The organism is Ktedonobacter racemifer DSM 44963 (assembly GCF_000178855.1).
Taxonomy (GTDB): domain Bacteria; phylum Chloroflexota; class Ktedonobacteria; order Ktedonobacterales; family Ktedonobacteraceae; genus Ktedonobacter; species Ktedonobacter racemifer.
On sequence record NZ_ADVG01000001.1, the window covers coordinates 1,656,497 to 1,673,176 of the forward strand.

A 16,680-nucleotide genomic window follows, 5' to 3' on the forward strand; every position below is an offset into this window, starting at 1 on the left:
TTCGATGACGCAAACACTATCATCGGAAGAGAAGATCCGACTCAAAAAACAGTGGACTGATCAGGCGATAAAACAGGCCCAGGAGGGTTTGTGGGACGAAGCTGTTCAGACCAATAAAAACGTTTTGAATATTTTCCCCACAGAGCCTGACGCCTATAATCGTCTGGGTAAGGCTTACAGCGAGCTGGGGCAGTACCAGAACGCACATGATGCCTACTCGCAGACCTTAAAGTATAGCCCGGCTAATGCCATTGCCAGGAAGAATGTTGACCGCCTGGCTCTGCTGATTGAGCAGGAAGGGCCGGTCTCTGCCCGTGGGAGAGAGCGGATTGATCCGCGCCTCTTTGTGGAGGAGAGGGGCAAGACCGTGGTAACCGAGCTGGTCAATATCGCCGCAGGCTCCATCCTGGCGAAAGTTGGAGTTGGCGATGTCGCGCAACTGCACATCAATGGCCATACCCTTCAGGTACGCAACTCGGAGGAGGAGATTATTGGGCAGGTCGAGCCACGCCTGGCCAACCGCATTATTGAGTTTACACAGGGTGGCAACCGCTATGTCGCTGGCATCCAGGCAGTGGAAAACAGGCATGTACGCATTATTATCCGCGAGGTGTACCAGCATCCCAACATGTTTGGTAAGGTGAGCTTCCCCTCGCAGGGCAGTGGCGACACGATCCGCGCGTACATTAAAGACTCGATGCTGCGCCTCGACCGTGATGACGATGAAGATTTCTCGAACGAGGACGAGTACTACGATAGCGGTGATGAGAGCGAGGAGACCGAAGACGTGGAGTTCGACGGCAACCTCGACTCTGAAGAATAAATACGACCGCGCGCCATAGATGCGTAGAGTTTTTTCATAGTCTAGAAGCATGTAAGCGCGTCCCTATTGAGAAAAGTTGAGTCCCGTGAGTAACATGAGCAGTCTCTTACCATCAGCTTCATCGGCCTCAGTCCGAAATATTCTGACCCTGCTCGACTCACGGGATGCTCATTTAGTAGCGGGAGCAGGAGGACAGGAGCGTCGCGTCACCTGGGCGAGTCCTATGCGCGTGCGTCTCCCTGCATTTGAGAGTGTGCAGGGTGGCGAAATTGCCCTCCTGACCCTCTCACAGCTCCGCCGCTTGAACGAAACCCTTCCCCATCTCCTAAATAGCCTTCACCAAGCGGGCGTATCCGCCGTAGCGGTAGGCGCAGCCTCCAGCGAGGCCCTGGGCGAGGAGTCGCTCGCCTTTGCTGATCAGCATAACTTGCCGCTCATTCTCCTCCCGGCCAATGCTCAGATAGAAGAGATTGCCCGCGAGATTATCTACTTTGTGGTCAGCTTTCGCGGCGAGATCGAGCGCCAGGCAACCGAGATAGCCCATCACCTGATGCAACTGAGCGTCCAGGGAGTAGGTGCCCAGGGCATCTGTGACTATCTGGCCCAGCACCGGCAGAAATGGGTTGTCGTAGAAGACGCCGAACATGAGATCCGTAACCAGGGCGTTCCTCCCGAACGCCAGTCATTACCTCTGACCATACACCTCAATGACCAGGCGCTCAGGCAACAGGGGCTGACACGCGTGGCCGAGCCGATTATGATTCGCCATGAGGCGGTTGGCTATATCTCCCTGATTGGGGAAGAGAATAACTTTGACTACCTGGAACGCATCATCCTACGCCAGGTAGCCCCTATTCTCGCCATGGAGGTTGCCCGTGAGCGAGAGCGTAATGAGGTAGAGAATCGCTACCATGTCGAGGCGTTTACCAATATCTTACAGGGGCGTTATCAGCAGCCGGAAGAGGTGCTAGCAAGGGCACGTATTTTAGGCTATGACCTGGCCGTTCCCCAGGTGGTCGCCGTTTTTGAGATTGCTTCCACAGAGGCGGCACCCTCCACACATAACTCAACCCTCCCCCAGTGGAGCAGGCGTGTGCGAGATGAGCTACAACGCGTCTGGCCTGGCTGCTGGGTGCTTACAGAGACGCGGCGCCTGGTGGCGTTGCTGCCACTGAGCACACCAGGAGAGAAGAGTAGCGGCGCAGGCGAAGGTGAGATCTATGAGCGCCTCCAGCGCGTGGAGACACGTCTGCGCATCGAGGGACACACACAATGCTCCTGCGGTATTGGGCGAACCTCGCAGCAGCTTCAGGGCATTCCACAGTCGTACCGCGAGGCGCAACAGGCTCTGGAGATTGGCAGCCGCCTCTTCGGTGAAGGCAAGCTACACTCCTTCTCGCGGCTAGGTGTCTACCGCCTGCTCTTCCACCTGGATGGGCATAACGAACTCAATACCTTCTACCAGGAAACGCTTGGTCCCCTGCTCAACTCAGATAGCCGCAACGATGGTACGCTACTCGAAACGCTAGAATGCTTCTTCCGCTGCAATGGCAATCTGAGCGAGACCGCACGCACCATGCACCTGCACCGCAACTCACTGCTCTATCGCCTCGGGCGTATCGAGGAACTGCTCGGGCACTCTTTGGAGGACGCGGAACTGCGCCTCTCGCTCCAGATCGCCCTCAAGATTCACCACTTGCGTAAGTAGCCTGCCACGGGGCGACGAGGTTAGCAAGGGATGAGTTTGCCGCCGGTGGCTTTGAGCAGGCGGTCGCGAATGGCGAGACCAAGGCCCGTTTCAGGGAAGGCGCGACAGAGGATCACATCGACCCCGGCGTCTTCAAGGGTGCGCAGGCCGGCGAAGAGGCGCGAAGCAACCTTTGTGGAATCCTCTTCACTCCCAAGAACATACATCGAGGCGCCACTGGATTGAAAATACGCCACATCTTCATCGGCGATCAAGACGCCCACGGTCTTGCCCTGGCGCTGAAGACGCTGAAGCTCCAGCAGCATGGCGTGGCGCATGGACATGGATGCGCCTTCAAAGAGGAAGGCGGGCACACGAGGCGCATAGTGAATCAACATCTGCCCGGGCGATTTCTGCGCCTCGACCTCATGTGCGAGATCAGGATTAGCGAGCGAGCGAGCGCGTGGCGGCTGCACCTGGGGAAGAAGGACGCGCAATGCCTCCAGGCTCACACCGCCCGGTCGAAGGATCGTTGGCAGCTCTGAACTCATATCGAGAATCGTAGACTCGACCCCGACAGTACTGGCTCCACCATCGAGAATCAAAGGGACACGTCCCTTGAGATCGGCCTCGACATGCTGCGCGGTCGTAGGGCTTACATGCATAAAGCGATTGGCGCTGGGCGCGGCAACAGGTGCTCCAAGGGCGCGAATGAGGCCAAGCGCGACTGGGTGAGAGGGCATACGGATAGCGACGGTATCCAGCCCCGAGGTTACGAGACGAGGCACACGTGGATGAGCAGGGAGAACGAGGGTGAGAGGGCCAGGCCAGAAGTGGCGCATCACCTGCCGGGCCTGTTCGGAGATATCGCGCACGAGGTGCTCTATATCGGCCTCGGAGGCAATATGCACAATCAAGGGATCGCTATAGGGGCGCTCTTTGGCCGCGAATATCTTCTCAACAGCGGCTGGTTGCAGAGCCGCAGCCCCCAGGCCATACACGGTCTCCGTAGGGAACACGACAAGCTCGCCCGCACGCAGGAGGGTGACCGCGTGTGCCAGAACATGCTCTTCTGGTTGCCTGGCATTGATAGGTATAATTTCGGTTTGCATGGTGTGCATCACAATGAAACTCTCTCTCCCGACATAGCTTCGACATATATTGAGAGAGATTATAGCATGTTATGGTTGAAGGTGAATAGAATAGGGCTACTCCTCAAGCTAAATCACAGAGGGATGAGCGGCAAAAGGATAGCCCAAATAGGATAACATGCATTGACAAAGCGAGAAAAGATGCCTATGATAGAGACTGCAACAAGGCATACTGCCCTATTGAGAGGCGGGGAACGGAATAGTTCCTAAAAATCTAGCGTTGTATTGCGCCGGGTTGATGGAGCTAACAGCGAGCTACGGCAGCAGTTGGGATGGTCAGGACACCACGAGATGTTGCTCCAGTCTCGTGCCACTGTCGGATGCATTAAGGGTAGCGGAAACGTGAAGGTGTGCATTCCACAACAAGCTATTTCAACAGTCACGAGGGGCACCTTACTCCGAAAGGAGGGCTTAAAGCCAAAATGTCAAACCATGTCTTTGTCGTCAATCACAATGGGCATCCCTTGATGCCCTGTCAGCCAGCAAAAGCGCGCAAGCTCTTGCGCGAAGGGCGAGCGACCGTCATGCGGCGTTCGCCCTTCACGATCCAATTGGGCTGGGAGTGCGAAGAGCATGTCCAGGAGGTGGTTCTCGGTCTGGATAAGGGCAGCCATGTCACAGGCTTCTCCTGCATTGGCAACGGGCAGATCCTTTTGTCTGGCGAGATCCAGCATCGCCTGGATGTCAAGGACAAAATGCAGGAGCGCCGGAACAATCGACGCCATCGCCGAAAGCGCAAGTGGTATCGACCTGCGAGGTTTCTCAATCGGGCATCGAGCAAGCGGAGTGGGCGGTTGCCCCTGTCCATCAAGACGAATATCGAAGAGGTGATTCGTGTGGTGAAGCACCTGCCGCTTCCCATCAACGCCATTATCATCGAAGATGTGCAAGTCGATATTGCCCTTCTGGGCAATCCAACGGTACAAGGCTCTCACTATCAAGACCCGACGCGGCTGGATGAGAACCTGCGCATTGCCTGTTTGATGCGCGATGGGTACGCCTGTCAGCACTGCGGCAAGCAAAAGGTACGTCTGGAGGCCCACCACCTCATCTTCAAAGGAGAGGGCGGCAAGGATACGCTGACGAATCTGCTGACGCTGTGCGAGGCATGTCATAAGAAGCTGCATCAAGGCAAGATCCAGCTCAAGGTCGCGGGAGTCAGCGGGCATCTGGATCAAGTCGCCCAACGCACCATGCAGGGTAAGAGCTATTTGTATGCCACCCTGGGCGCATCCACCTCTCTCTCGACCCTCTTTGGCTACCAGACGGCCACCTTGCGCAAAGCCAGGGAACTGCCCAAAGCGCATGATGCGGATGCCCTTTGCCTGGCGACCTACGAGACAGGCAAACTAGTCCCGTATGACCGCGAGCATTTCTATAAGGTCTCATTTCGTCCTCGGCGAACGCGGCGGCGGTATCATACCCTGCCGCGCAAAGGGCAGGGGCGCGTCAGGTATCAGGTGAATGATGAGCTGGGAGGCTTGCGCAAAGGGTATATCGTGCGTGTGAAAGGAAGATACATCAAGCAGATCAACTCGATCTACTCCAACGGATATGTGGCCTTTGCACGGGTAAAAGGAGAACCAAACAAGGCTCTTCCACGGGATTGTCAGTTACTGGAACGCGAGCGAACGATTCTGTGGGAAAAAGCGTCATAAAACGCCAGAAAATCAAGAAAACGCCATATTCTCAGTCACTAGTTTTGATACTCTATTGCGTACGGTGGGAGGGCATTTGATGTCTATCACGAAGCCAACGATTACTCTGTTGATCTCATGTCCAGATCGTCCTGGCATCGTTGCCACAGTCTCAAACTTCATCTTTGAGCACCAGGGAAATATCGTCGAGTCGGCACAGCATTCAAGCAACCAGCAGGAGTGCCGCTTTTTTATGCGTGTGAGCTTTGCCGCGGAGGGCTTCAAGCTCTCGCCCACGGAGTTACGCGCGGCCTTCGCGCCACTGGCAGAAAAATTCCAGATGCAGTGGAGCGTCGCCTATTCGGAGCAGCGCAAACGCGTGGGCATTTTCGTCAGCAAGCTAGATCACTGCCTGATAGACCTGCTCTGGCGCTGGAAGCACGGCGAGTTGCAGATGGATATCCCCTTTATCATCAGCAACCATCATCTGCTAGAGCCACTGGCAAAGATGTATGATGTTCCCTTCTATCACTTTCCCGTTGCTAAAGAGACGCGTACAGCAGATGAAAAACGCATACTGGAGTTCCTTGATGGCAAGGTAGACTTTTTGATTCTGGCCCGCTATATGCAGATCCTCGAACCCTTTTTCGTTGCCGCCTATCCCCACCGGATTATTAACATCCACCATAGCTTCCTCCCAGCTTTCGTAGGGGCCAATCCCTATCAGCGAGCATTTGAGCGTGGCGTCAAGCTCATCGGAGCCACCGCCCATTATGTGACCGACAATCTCGACGAAGGACCCATTATTGCCCAGGATGTCATCCACTGTGATCACCGTGACAATACCGAAGACCTGGTCCGCAAGGGAAGCGATGTGGAGCGCAGGGTTTTAGCGGAGGCTGTGAGATTACATACTGAGAACCGCGTACTCATTTACGAGAACAAGACATTGACCTTTGACTAGACAAGCATGTATAGTAGTCACGATTCTCTGACAGACACCCATCATGCGCTTAGCCAGGACAGTAAAGAAAAGAAATACATGACTCAATCCGGTAAGAGAGAGAGCCTGCATACGCTCGAAAACTTTATCACAACACATATGGAGCGCTGGCGCACGCCAGGGCTGGCAATCGCCATCATAAAAGAGGGAGAGGTGCTCTATACGCAGGGCTTCGGCAAGCGAAACCTGGACCAGCAGCTCGATGTGACGCCTGAAACGCGCTTCGCAATTGGGTCCTGCACCAAGGCCTTTACCACCAGCGCGATGGCGCTACTCGTGGATGAAGGGAAACTGGACTGGGATCGGCCGGTAAAGGAGTATCTGCCCTATTTCAAGCTCCATGATTCCTATGCCAGCGAACACGTCACGCCCCGCGACCTGGTCACGCATCGTACAGGCTTACCACGTCATGAATTGCTCTGGTATACCTCGGCACTCTCACGAGAAGAGCTCGTCAAGCGCCTGCAATACCTGCCACCCAATAAAAGTTTTCGCCAGGGATGGCAATACCAGAACCTGATGTATGTCGCGGCGGGGCACCTGGTAGAGGTCGTCGCGGGTCAGAGCTGGGAGAGCTTTGTGCAACAACGCCTCTTCGCCCCGCTGGGAATGACGGATAGCGTTTTTGATGCCGAATCGGCGCGCGCAACAGGGAACTACGCGTCTCCCTATCGCCAGGTAGGCGAAGACCTGGAGGAGATGCAATGGTATAGCAACTGGCAGACACTTGGGCCAGCCGGCAGTATCCATACCAACATCATCGATATGAGCAAATGGGTTCTTTTTCACCTGCAGCAAGGAGTCTATGATAGACAGCGCTTGATCTCACAGAAACAAATGCAGGAGATGCACACCCCACAGGTTTTAAAACCCGAAGAGCACAAATACCAAGAGCTTTTTTATGATAGCTACGCCCTTGGCTGGTCGGTAAATACATACCGGGGAGAGACCCTGGTGCGGCATGGGGGCAATATCGATGGCTTCAGCTCGCTGACCGCGTTCATGCCAGAGAAACAGCTTGGCCTCGTAGTCCTGACCAACCATAATAGCGGACCCGTCCAGAGTCTCGTCGCCTATTATGCTCTGGATTGCCTGCTAGAACTGGACACAGTAGACTGGCACACACGTTTTGAGCAAGAATATCGCCTGAGCGCGACAGAGAAAGAGCAGCGTCGCACAGCGCACAAAGCGGCACATATCGCAGAGACCCACCTCTCTCATGGGTTAGAGGCATACACCGGGGTATTTGAGCATCCAGGGTATGGATGCATCTCCATCACGCAGGAAGACACGAGGTTGCGCCTGCACTACAACGAACTAGACTTTGAGCTCCAGCACTATCACTATGATAGCTTCGAGCTACGTAGCACCAACTACGATCCAAATGTAAATCTCATCTGCTCCTTTGTCACCGATGCACGGGGAGAGATCTCAAGCTGCCTCCTACCACTTGAAGAAAGCCTACCAGCTTTTTCATTCGTACGGAGACAGGCGGAGCAAGCTCCTACCCGGTAAAAAAAGGGGCAGCGTCACTACTTTGTAGTAGCAATTCGATATACGTTATACGTAGAGCAGTAAGATAGTGTGTTTTTGACTATTATTCAACTACAACAGCCACAACAGCGCAAAATATACAAGCTGAACTTTGGTTGATAAAAACCTGATGGATATGATACTATTAGGTAAGGTAGTAACGGTTGATAAGCTCAACTATAAAAGGACTCCCCCAATGAGAGAGATGCTCAGGCAGACGCCGACCTCGCAGATGTGTGCGCTAGCCCTCACCTATGAGGAACGGACACAGTTAAATTCGATCATAGATTTACTTATTCCATCAGATGACGATTTTCCTTCGCCATCGAGCCTTCAACTTATTGATGAGTTCCTCTTTTATGTCCTCCCCAGTTCCAGCAACAAAGTTCCACGTATGGTCAACATTAAACGCCTACACGTGGTACTGCAGGACCTCAACCAGGCCGCAGGAGGAAATTTTTGTAGTGTGAGTCTTGAGCAACAAAATTATTTGCTTCAGCAGCTTGAGAGACGCGATCCAGCCTTTTTCCAGGAACTCTGGACGCTGGCAACGCATAGTTATTACACGCGCCTGGCCAGGTCAGACAAACGCGAAACTATTTTAACCTAAAACTATTTTTGATCTAGAGGCCATGCCTGCATGGAGATATCGCTACGCTCGGAATCCATGCAAGCATGGACCCTACAATTTGGCAACTGCTCTCCTTAGCCATTCGGAAAATAGAAAGATGAGAGCAAGGCGCCCACCAGGCCAAGTAAAAGCAAGACGACGACCAGCAACGCCAGCCACTGGCGCCAGAGGAGGCCCAGGAAGCGAGCCTGCATGTCTTCGGCAGGGTCTGGAGGCTGCGGCGCTGGCAAGGCCTGGGCGCTGGCGAGAACCCGGTTTTCCGCAGGAGTCGCTGTCAGGATGTCTTGAGGGGATGCAACAGGGGAAGTAGATTCCTGCACAGGTTTAGCCATGGTCAGCAGGCCAGTTGCCTCGTGCTTACGTAGTATGGGAGCTGGTTCGACTGACTGCTCTTCACACTGGAAGCCGGTCACAGGCTGTGAAAGCGTACCGGGTGCCATGAATGGCCTATGTCCGCAACGCTCCTGCGGCTGGGACGGCGCAGGCTCCAGAAGCGGAGAAAGCGGCAGGACAACACGTTCAGACATCACGGCCTGCTGAAAAGCCAGGCTGAGTTCATGTGCCGAGGCGAAACGCTCCTCTGCTCGCTTCCGTAACGCGCGCAAAACCACCTGCTCTACCGATGAAGAGATCGTGGGATCGAAACTGCGCAGGGCAGGAGGCGCCTCCCGTACCTGTTTGAGTAATACATCGGATGGGGTCTCACCCACAAACGGCAGGTGGCCCGTCAACAGGCGAAAAAGCAAGACGCCAAGCGCATAGATATCGCTTGAGCGGCGCAAAACGCCGAGTGATTGTTCAGGGGCGGCATAGGCAGCCGATCCCCAGCCTACACATGTCAGCGACTGCTGGCGCTCATCATAGCCACAGGCGATGCCAAAATCTGCTAGCAGCATCCGCCCGTCCGCAGAGACAAAGATATTCGAAGGCTTCAAATTTCCATGAAGCACCTCGTGCTCATGCGCGTACTGCACGGCGCGACATACTTGCTGTATGGTAGACAGAGCCTGGATCGTTGAAAAGCGTCCCCCAACCTTACCTAGCAAATCGTCTAATGTCCCCGTCACAATAAAAGGGGTCACCATATAGAGCAAGCCATGCTCCTCACCATACGCCAGCAACGGTAGGATATGCTCCTGCTGAAAACGCATGATCTTGCGCGACTCAGAGAGAAAATAGCGGCGTGCAAGCGAGTGCAAGGCGTATCCAGGTCGAAAGACCTTTACCGCGACCACTCCCTCCTCCAAGTGGGCCGACCGCGCGCAGTAGACATCGGCCACCTGCCCCACAGCCAGCCGTCTGAAGAGGTAATAACCATTGAGTGTCGTTCCTGTCACATCCTTCATACCTCTTCCTTTCTGCACCTTTACAGCAAACCTTAGAGCCGTTTGGCACGTATCTTTGCATAGAGGACATTGCTAAGAACTGACTTTACCGAACTAAACGCGAGTTGGAACACTTTTCGAAGATATTTTAGGCGAGCGCAAGTAATTCATGAGACAGCAGAAAGCTGCAATCGGCAAGGCAGTTTTTCACCAGGCGAGATATTGCTACATTTGGGTCTTGACAACAATACGATATATCGTTTATATTATCAATAACGATATATCGTATTAAGCAAACGACAATGAGAACAGCAAGTACAACACCATCTTGAAAGGAGTGGACAGCAATGCCACGCAGATTTGGAAGAGATTTTGCATTTGAGGGCTCCGGCGGAGACTGGGAGGGATGGACGCCCCCCTGGGAATCTGAGAGGCGCCATGGTCGCCATGGACATCATGGGCACCACGAACATCATGGGCCAAGAGGCTTTGGGATATGGATGCGCCGTCGCGGCGGGTTTGGCCCTGGAGGTCCCTTTGGTCAGCATGGCCCCTTTGGTCAGCATGGCCCCTTTGGTCAGCATGGCCCCTTTGGAGCCGAGGGTCCTTTTGGTCCTGAGGGTCCCTTTGGTCCTGAAGGCTTTAAGAAGCGCTTCTTTGGGCGCGGTGATATGAAGTATGCCCTGCTAGAGCTTCTACAAGAGCGCCCTATGCATGGCTATGAGATGATGAAGGCCCTGGAGCAGAAATCGAACGGCCTGTATGCCCCTAGCGCAGGTTCGATTTATCCAACATTACAAATGCTTGAAGATCGCGGCCTGGTCACCGTGACCGTAGAAGAGGGCAAAAAGATCTATCACATTACCGACGCCGGGCGCGCCTTCCTAAGCGAGCGCAAGGCGGAGGAGACAAATCCCGCAGGGGGCGCACCTGGACACAACCCCTGGTGGGAGCGCTTCGCGGGACGCGTTGAGCGTTGGGATGCGCCAGAGGTACAGGCACTGCGCAGCGAGGCTGCCGAGGTCGCACGCCTCTTCGTTATCGCGGCGCGCAGCACAGGTGGAGAGGCTCAGCGTCTAACGCAGCTCCACAAAATCCTGGAGGAGACACGCAGTGATCTCTCCACGTTCATCTATGGCAAGGGTGAGAAGCCGAGTGGTCCAGAGGGCGAGAACGGCCCCCAGGTTGAACAAAGCTAGCGTATACTATAAAAAGTGTCTGTATCCGAAGGAAAAAGAGCGGTGCAGGAGGGTTTCCCTCCTGCACCGCTCTTTTTCCTTCGGATACAGACATTAAAATTTGAACGCGAGAATAAGGACAATGGTTAAGATGTGGAGGAGCTGATCAAGCCAGATGGGACCGATAAGTTTATAACGCGCCTTCAGTGGGTCAACAATAAAGTGGGTCACAAAAAGAAGCAGCGTTGCCAGCCAGGAGGGATGGGCAAAGAGCACAAAGACAGCGGTATAGGTCGCGCAGTGGTAAAAATTGACTTCCCAACTTTTACCTTTTTCCAGACTCATCCAGGTGCTTTGAAAGGCGAAGTCGCCCACAAAGTGACAGGCGCACCAGATGAGCAGTGTCATCACGGGGATGTCTAACAGCATATATCTTCTCCCGAAAAAACTCTCCCTGTAGTGTAACAGGGAGAGAGAGAAGATAGCTATGAGCGGCCTCGCAATTCCACTGTGAGGCCGCTCACAAATTACCTGGCTTTTTCTCGCCACCAGGAGGTCTGTGTGAGCTGGCGCAGAATGAGCAACGCGGCACACAGCAACCAGAAACAGTAGGCGAGATCCTGTTCCAGGAAGGCACTATCGATCTGGCCCTGCACCAGGGCTGCCACCATAGAGGCACCGACACCTACCACCAGCCAGCGATAGGCAGTCCGCTCAGCCAGTGGGGCTGTACGAAGACGCAACAGGATGCGAGAGAAGGTCCAGAAGAAGAGTATCAACACTCCTATAAAGGCCAGCAGACCAAAGATTCCAATGCTGACCCACACATGCAAGAAGATGTTATGTGGATGTGAGAGCGTTGGCTCATCACTCATCCCCGTCCAGGCGCCCGTGACGGGATCATTGGTAATCCAGTAGTGAGGTAGCGAGGTACGGCACACTTTATTGGGGCTATAGTGGCAGAGCCAGTTATCCAGACCGACACCAAACCAGGGATGATCCTGAATCATGTGCCAGGCAGTCTGCCAGAGGTAAATACGCTTCTCTGCTGTACCCACGCCATGGCCGGCGTGGCGTTCAAAGACATAGCTGAGAATGCGGTCATGATAGAGCGCCAAGACGGCACCTGCGACGACCAGCAAGACAACCGTCGCGATCAGCAGGACTTTGCGATTGGGCAAGGAGAGCGCTCCGATGAAGAGGAGCGCGGCTCCCAGGGCCAGCCAGGCCCCGAGCGACTGCGTCAGGAAGATCGAGATCAGCATGGGGAGGCAGAGCACAAGCACCAGGAGGCGCTGACGCCAGGAGAGCTTGAGCGCCACCAGCCAGGCCAGGGCAATGGGAAGCCCATAATCGATAAAGAGACCGATATTATTCGCATTGCCGTAGACGGTATGAATGCGCACGCCACCAGCCTCTTGAGTCAGGGTATTCTTCATGAAGAAATACTGAATCACGCCAAAGAGGCCGATCATCAGACCCGCGCCAATGAGTCCCTTGAGCAGATTTGTCACCTGGCGCGGCGTGCGGATATAGCCCAGGACCAGCACGACATAGAGTAGCGGCAGAAGCACTTCTTTGCGCAGGGCCACCTGGGCATTGCTACGTGAATAGGCAATGACGACCGAGACGCAGGCCGCGAGCAGAAAGATCGCAGCCGGGAGCAGGAAAGGGCCGAGGCGCTCACGCAGTGCCTGCCAGGAGAAGTAGGCGCGCACCTCCTTCTTCAAGACAAGCTGTCCCAGCGCCAGCACAAGCAGGGCAAAGATGGCGATCTCGGCCAGGCTAAAATGCAGACTCTTATAGACGGTCTTGGGATATTGCGCCTGAAAATAGGGCAGCGTCAATGGGAAGAGCGCCAGGGCCAGAGGGAGGCGCATCCAGGCCAGTATCAGAAATATAAGGAGAAAAGGCAGGCCCAGGAAGGGCAGGAGCGAGGCTGGCACAACATGGGGATCATTCAAGATCCCGAAAGGGAGATTAGTATTTCCCAGCAGATAGTAGAGCATAAAGGAGAGCACCATGCCCGTCCCAATGAGCCAGTCCCCAGGCGAACGTTCAGCCTGTGTATTGGCTGCAACTGACGCCTCAGACAGAGGCACGCCTATATGCCTGTTTGGTGCTGACGCCTTCTGCCGCTCTGCATTCTGGGAAGGTGTCAATTGAGAAGATCCATGCTCGTCATTCATAACATTTCTACAATCTCGCTAAGTATTTGAACACACAAATATGCTTGTTCTCACCTTAAAGAAGAGAACGAGGCCAACATCCTTATTTTTAGGCAGTATAGCAAATATGCGTCGATCTCGTCCAAGAATGAGACGAAAAGACCAGCCTGTGAGGCTGGCTGGTCCTAGCAATGCGCATAAGATGAGAAGGCACGTTAGCAAGAGGGAATGGACATTAGTCGGCAACGACCCAGATTTTAGCGGCAGAAGCCTTGCTAATCGCGACCTGGCGCCCATCCACTTGTAGCAAGAATTGCTCACCACGAGCAGTAGGATCGACATCAGGCTCCACATGCTCCTGCGAAAGCACGGTCACATGCATACGAGGGGTAATGCCTTTCTGGTGCAGGTAGAGGATCAGCGCCTCTTCATCCTCAACGACTTCAGAGATACAGAGCACAGTGACTTGCTGCCCCTCGGAAACACTGGAGAGGCGCAGGGCATGATTATCCTTGAGATAGGTGCGAGCATTGGGAACGATACCGGGGATAGGGTTGCCATGGGGGCAGGTCTGAGGCAGATCGAGGCTAGCAATCACACGCGACTCGACCGCGCCAGAGATAAAGTGCTCGAGGCGGCAGGCCTCTTCATGCACCTGGTGCCACTGCATCCCCAGCATATCCACCAGAAAACGCTCGGTCAGCCGATGACGGCGTAGAACGGCCTCCGCCGCCTCATAACCAGCCTCAGTAAGGGTGATATGACGCTTGCTGTCCATCTCAATGTATCCAGATTTCACCAGGCGTTTCAGCATCTCCGTCACGGTAGGCGCGGAGACCCCAAACTTCTCGGCCAGACGCGCGCCAATCACGAGTTCGCCTTCAACGCTCATGTTATAGATGCTTTCCAGATATTCTTCGACCGTCGCGCTCAGCGCTTCGCCTGCTTTCATCATTCTTGGCCCCGTTTCTCCAAACTTGCTAGCCAGCCACAAGTACAAATATTTCCTTCACTGTAACATGCGAAAAAAAGGCCGTCAAGATTAGGGGGATGGAGGAGGCGTTTTGCGCGCTGACGCGCGCAAAACGCCTCCTCCATCCTTTACCCAATAGAAGGTAAGAAGCGTGGGGCTGCTAGTCATCCTTTAGAAGCATTAAAGAGTTGGTATGTGTTTATACAAGAGGGGTCTATAGTAAAGATGTGTTGCAGGCAGAAAGTCGTAAGGGGAGGAGGTAGTGCAAGATGAGAAAACGCTTTTTGCAGCAGAGAAGGGGCAGAGGGATGCTGCCCTCACCACTATTATGTGTCTTGTTCCTCTTCCTGTTTACGATGAGTTTTCTCCACTTCCAGACCTTCGCAGCCGATCCAGGAGCGGGCAAGGAGTGCAAGTGGTATACGGTCCAGGTGGGAGATAACCTCAATCATATCGTGCAACAATCTGGAGTCTCGTTAGCAGATATCGCCCAGGCTAATTACCTGCTGAATATGAACCTGATTCTCTATGGTCAGCGGCTCTGTCTACCTCAGACTATACAGGAAGCTGGAATATTAGAAGATGGCAGCGTGCGCTGGTATGCCTACACAGCCCTGGAAAGCTCCTCAAAGACCCAGGTGGAAGATATGCTACGCCAATACGCGAACGACTATGGTCTTCCAGCAGACCTTGTGCTGGCAATTGCCTGGCAGGAAAGCGGCTGGAAGCAGCACGTCATCGCCAAGGATGGCGGCATTGGCGTCATGCAACTTATGCCCTATACGGCGAAGGCGCTCAACAGTACCATTAGTACGAGGCGTGATCCCTATAAGCTTGAGGATAACATCCGCCTGGGAACATATTACCTCTACAAGTTGTGGGAGCGCTATGATGGCGACCTGGACAAGGTGGTCAGCGCCTATAACGAAGGCTCCTGGAACCTGGATCACTACGGCATCTTCAATCATACATATGTCAAAAGTGTAAAGGCCCTGATGGAAAAATATGAATGAATAAAGCGAAAATGCGCGCATATAGCACTTGACAGAACACAAATTTGTTACTATACTTTTTTCATACGCACAAAGAAATACCGAACGCGATGAACAGGAAAAGTACATAGCCTGTCGACGATGCCAGAGAGTCGGGGATGGTGGAAACCGATATCAGCACAGCTATGGAATGGGCCTGCAAGCTAAAGAGCGAACGTTCTACGCCGATAGAATTAGTAGTACTCTTTCGGAACGTCCCCCGTTATCGAGGACAGGATATGTCACCAGGACAGAGCCAGAAGTAGAGAAAAAGATTGAGCGCTCTGACGAGGCCGTATCCGGCAAAGAGGGATTATCCGCAACCCAGAAAAGCAAGTTACGCAGCATGACAATATGATACTGGCGGATAATCTGAACAAGGGTGGTACCACGAAAGCGACACGCTTCTCGTCCCTGTAGGGGGGTGAGAGGCGTTTTTTGTTTTCTGTAAATACATGTTTTCTTGGGAGATGGAGCAATGACGATTGAGATGAATGCGAAAGCCACTGAGCAGCTAGCGGCGGGAACTGGCAAGCCTCCCGTGAAGAAACGCACCTTTTCGGGTGTGCAACCGACTGGCAATATTCACCTGGGCAACTACCTGGGAGCCATCCGCAACTGGGTCGTGGGACAGGCACAGTACGAAAACATCTTTTGTATCGTTGACCTGCACGCGATTACCCTGCCCATCGACGCCAGAGAGCTGCACGAGAATACACGCAAGCTGGCGGCGCTCTACCTGGCGGTGGGACTGGACCTGGAACACTGCAAACTGTTTGTCCAGTCGCACGTCCAGGAACACGCCGAGCTGACCTGGATTCTCAATTGCTTCACTCCCATGGGCTGGTTGAACCGCATGACGCAGTTCAAAACCAAGGCGGCGGACGATCTGGATAGCGTGAGCAACGGCCTGTATAGCTACCCGGTCCTGATGGCCAGCGATATTCTGCTCTACCACGCGCACTATGTCCCCGTTGGTGATGACCAGCGTCAACACGTCGAGCTGACACGCGATATCGCCCAGCGCTTCAACAGCCTTTATAAGCAGCCAGTCTTTACGCTGCCACAGGCACAGATCCGCGACGTCGCGGCGCGCATTATGTCGCTGAGCGAGCCAACCAAGAAGATGAGCAAGAGCGATCCCGATCCGCAGTCGCGCATCAACCTGCTGGATGATCCCAAGGTCATTAAGAAGAAGATCGGGCGCGCGCAGACAGATTCTGAGCGCCTGGTGAAGTTTGATCCCCAGCGCCCCGGTATCACCAGCCTGCTAAGCATCTACCAGGCGATCACGGGCAAAGAGCAGGCAGTAATTGAGGCCGAATTCGAGGGCAAGGGCTATGGCGACTTTAAGGCCGCGCTCACCGAACAGCTCGTTGCCACGCTGGAACCTATTCAGAAGCGCTACTACGAATATATCAATGATATGGCTGAACTGGAGAACATCCTTAAGCAAGGAGCGGACGCGGTTCGCCCCATCGCGCAGGAGACAGTTTGCAACGTCAAAACAGTTGTAGGTCTGGGTTAACACAGAGTAAAA

At 54.1% G+C, this 16,680-nt stretch carries 14 protein-coding genes; 9 read left to right on the plus strand and 5 right to left on the minus strand.

Annotated elements, in window-relative coordinates; all coding sequences use genetic code 11:
- Window positions 1-4: 4 nt before the first annotated feature.
- Both KRAC_RS07275 and KRAC_RS07280 read left to right on the plus strand, forming a co-directional pair.
- Window positions 5-823 (plus strand): tetratricopeptide repeat protein, encoded by an 819-nt coding sequence (locus tag KRAC_RS07275; protein WP_007905656.1) that lies wholly within the window; start codon window positions 5-7, stop codon window positions 821-823.
- A 94-nt stretch (window positions 824-917) separates the two neighbouring features.
- Window positions 918-2,531, plus strand: a complete 1,614-nt coding sequence (locus KRAC_RS07280; RefSeq protein WP_007905658.1) for a helix-turn-helix domain-containing protein — start codon at window positions 918-920, stop codon at window positions 2,529-2,531.
- A 20-nt stretch (window positions 2,532-2,551) separates the two neighbouring features.
- Here KRAC_RS07280 and KRAC_RS07285 read toward each other — a convergent pair whose 3' ends face one another.
- Window positions 2,552-3,631 (minus strand): L-threonylcarbamoyladenylate synthase, encoded by a 1,080-nt coding sequence (locus tag KRAC_RS07285; RefSeq protein ID WP_007905660.1) that lies wholly within the window; start codon window positions 3,629-3,631, stop codon window positions 2,552-2,554.
- Between the two features lie 452 nt (window positions 3,632-4,083).
- On the opposite strand from KRAC_RS07285, the gene iscB reads away from it, so the two are divergent.
- From iscB to KRAC_RS07305, 4 genes are all read left to right on the plus strand, one after another.
- Complete coding sequence (iscB, locus tag KRAC_RS61015) at window positions 4,084-5,319, plus strand: RNA-guided endonuclease IscB (protein WP_007905664.1); 1,236 nt, start codon at window positions 4,084-4,086, stop codon at window positions 5,317-5,319.
- A 79-nt stretch (window positions 5,320-5,398) separates the two neighbouring features.
- Entirely contained in the window at window positions 5,399-6,262 is an 864-nt protein-coding gene (purU, locus tag KRAC_RS07295) for a formyltetrahydrofolate deformylase (protein ID WP_007905666.1), read from the plus strand.
- A 78-nt stretch (window positions 6,263-6,340) separates the two neighbouring features.
- The gene (locus KRAC_RS07300; RefSeq protein ID WP_040442081.1) at window positions 6,341-7,816 is read left to right on the plus strand and encodes a serine hydrolase; all 1,476 of its coding nucleotides are present in this window, start codon (window positions 6,341-6,343) and stop codon (window positions 7,814-7,816) included.
- A 214-nt stretch (window positions 7,817-8,030) separates the two neighbouring features.
- Window positions 8,031-8,444 (plus strand): gluconate 2-dehydrogenase subunit 3 family protein, encoded by a 414-nt coding sequence (locus tag KRAC_RS07305; protein ID WP_007905670.1) that lies wholly within the window; start codon window positions 8,031-8,033, stop codon window positions 8,442-8,444.
- A 95-nt stretch (window positions 8,445-8,539) separates the two neighbouring features.
- Here the strand turns inward: KRAC_RS07305 and KRAC_RS07310 are convergent, their stop codons facing one another.
- A complete protein-coding gene (locus KRAC_RS07310; protein ID WP_007905672.1) occupies window positions 8,540-9,811 on the minus strand; it encodes a serine/threonine protein kinase in 1,272 nt (423 codons plus the stop codon).
- Between the two features lie 326 nt (window positions 9,812-10,137).
- Between KRAC_RS07310 and KRAC_RS61020 the strand changes: the two genes are divergently transcribed.
- On the plus strand, window positions 10,138-10,989 hold the full coding sequence (locus KRAC_RS61020) for a PadR family transcriptional regulator (protein ID WP_007905673.1): 852 nt from the start codon (window positions 10,138-10,140) through the stop codon (window positions 10,987-10,989).
- A 93-nt stretch (window positions 10,990-11,082) separates the two neighbouring features.
- On the opposite strand, the gene KRAC_RS07320 is transcribed toward KRAC_RS61020, so the two are convergent.
- The 3 genes from KRAC_RS07320 to KRAC_RS07330 all read right to left on the minus strand — a co-directional run bounded on the left by KRAC_RS07320 (window position 11,083) and on the right by KRAC_RS07330 (window position 14,091).
- Window positions 11,083-11,397: a DUF3307 domain-containing protein gene (locus tag KRAC_RS07320; RefSeq protein WP_007905674.1), complete on the minus strand. Its 315-nt coding sequence runs from the start codon at window positions 11,395-11,397 to the stop codon at window positions 11,083-11,085.
- Window positions 11,398-11,495: 98 nt separating this feature from the next.
- Window positions 11,496-13,070 (minus strand): O-antigen ligase family protein, encoded by a 1,575-nt coding sequence (locus KRAC_RS07325; protein ID WP_040442084.1) that lies wholly within the window; start codon window positions 13,068-13,070, stop codon window positions 11,496-11,498.
- Window positions 13,071-13,371: 301 nt separating this feature from the next.
- A complete protein-coding gene (locus KRAC_RS07330) occupies window positions 13,372-14,091 on the minus strand; it encodes a metal-dependent transcriptional regulator (protein ID WP_007905676.1) in 720 nt (239 codons plus the stop codon).
- Window positions 14,092-14,378: 287 nt separating this feature from the next.
- Between KRAC_RS07330 and KRAC_RS61025 the strand changes: the two genes are divergently transcribed.
- Entirely contained in the window at window positions 14,379-15,122 is a 744-nt protein-coding gene (locus tag KRAC_RS61025; protein WP_007905677.1) for a lytic transglycosylase, read from the plus strand.
- Window positions 15,123-15,630: 508 nt separating this feature from the next.
- Window positions 15,631-16,668 carry a tryptophan--tRNA ligase gene (gene trpS / locus KRAC_RS07340; RefSeq protein WP_007905679.1) on the plus strand — a complete coding sequence of 346 codons (1,038 nt, stop codon included), beginning with the start codon at window positions 15,631-15,633 and terminating at the stop codon, window positions 16,666-16,668.
- Window positions 16,669-16,680: the final 12 nt, after the last annotated feature.

What these genes read in the sequence shown, in the direction of transcription:
- KRAC_RS07275 (WP_007905656.1), top strand. Translation starts at nt 5, where the DNA reads ATGACGCAAACACTATCATCGGAAGAGAAGATCCGACTCAAAAAACAG.
- KRAC_RS07280 (WP_007905658.1), top strand. Translation starts at nt 918, where the DNA reads ATGAGCAGTCTCTTACCATCAGCTTCATCGGCCTCAGTCCGAAATATT.
- KRAC_RS07285 (WP_007905660.1), bottom strand. Translation starts at nt 3,631, where the DNA reads ATGCACACCATGCAAACCGAAATTATACCTATCAATGCCAGGCAACCA.
- iscB (WP_007905664.1), top strand. Translation starts at nt 4,084, where the DNA reads ATGTCAAACCATGTCTTTGTCGTCAATCACAATGGGCATCCCTTGATG.
- purU (WP_007905666.1), top strand. Translation starts at nt 5,399, where the DNA reads ATGTCTATCACGAAGCCAACGATTACTCTGTTGATCTCATGTCCAGAT.
- KRAC_RS07300 (WP_040442081.1), top strand. Translation starts at nt 6,341, where the DNA reads ATGACTCAATCCGGTAAGAGAGAGAGCCTGCATACGCTCGAAAACTTT.
- KRAC_RS07305 (WP_007905670.1), top strand. Translation starts at nt 8,031, where the DNA reads ATGAGAGAGATGCTCAGGCAGACGCCGACCTCGCAGATGTGTGCGCTA.
- KRAC_RS07310 (WP_007905672.1), bottom strand. Translation starts at nt 9,811, where the DNA reads ATGAAGGATGTGACAGGAACGACACTCAATGGTTATTACCTCTTCAGA.
- KRAC_RS61020 (WP_007905673.1), top strand. Translation starts at nt 10,138, where the DNA reads ATGCCACGCAGATTTGGAAGAGATTTTGCATTTGAGGGCTCCGGCGGA.
- KRAC_RS07320 (WP_007905674.1), bottom strand. Translation starts at nt 11,397, where the DNA reads ATGCTGTTAGACATCCCCGTGATGACACTGCTCATCTGGTGCGCCTGT.
- KRAC_RS07330 (WP_007905676.1), bottom strand. Translation starts at nt 14,091, where the DNA reads ATGATGAAAGCAGGCGAAGCGCTGAGCGCGACGGTCGAAGAATATCTG.
- KRAC_RS61025 (WP_007905677.1), top strand. Translation starts at nt 14,379, where the DNA reads ATGAGAAAACGCTTTTTGCAGCAGAGAAGGGGCAGAGGGATGCTGCCC.
- trpS (WP_007905679.1), top strand. Translation starts at nt 15,631, where the DNA reads ATGAATGCGAAAGCCACTGAGCAGCTAGCGGCGGGAACTGGCAAGCCT.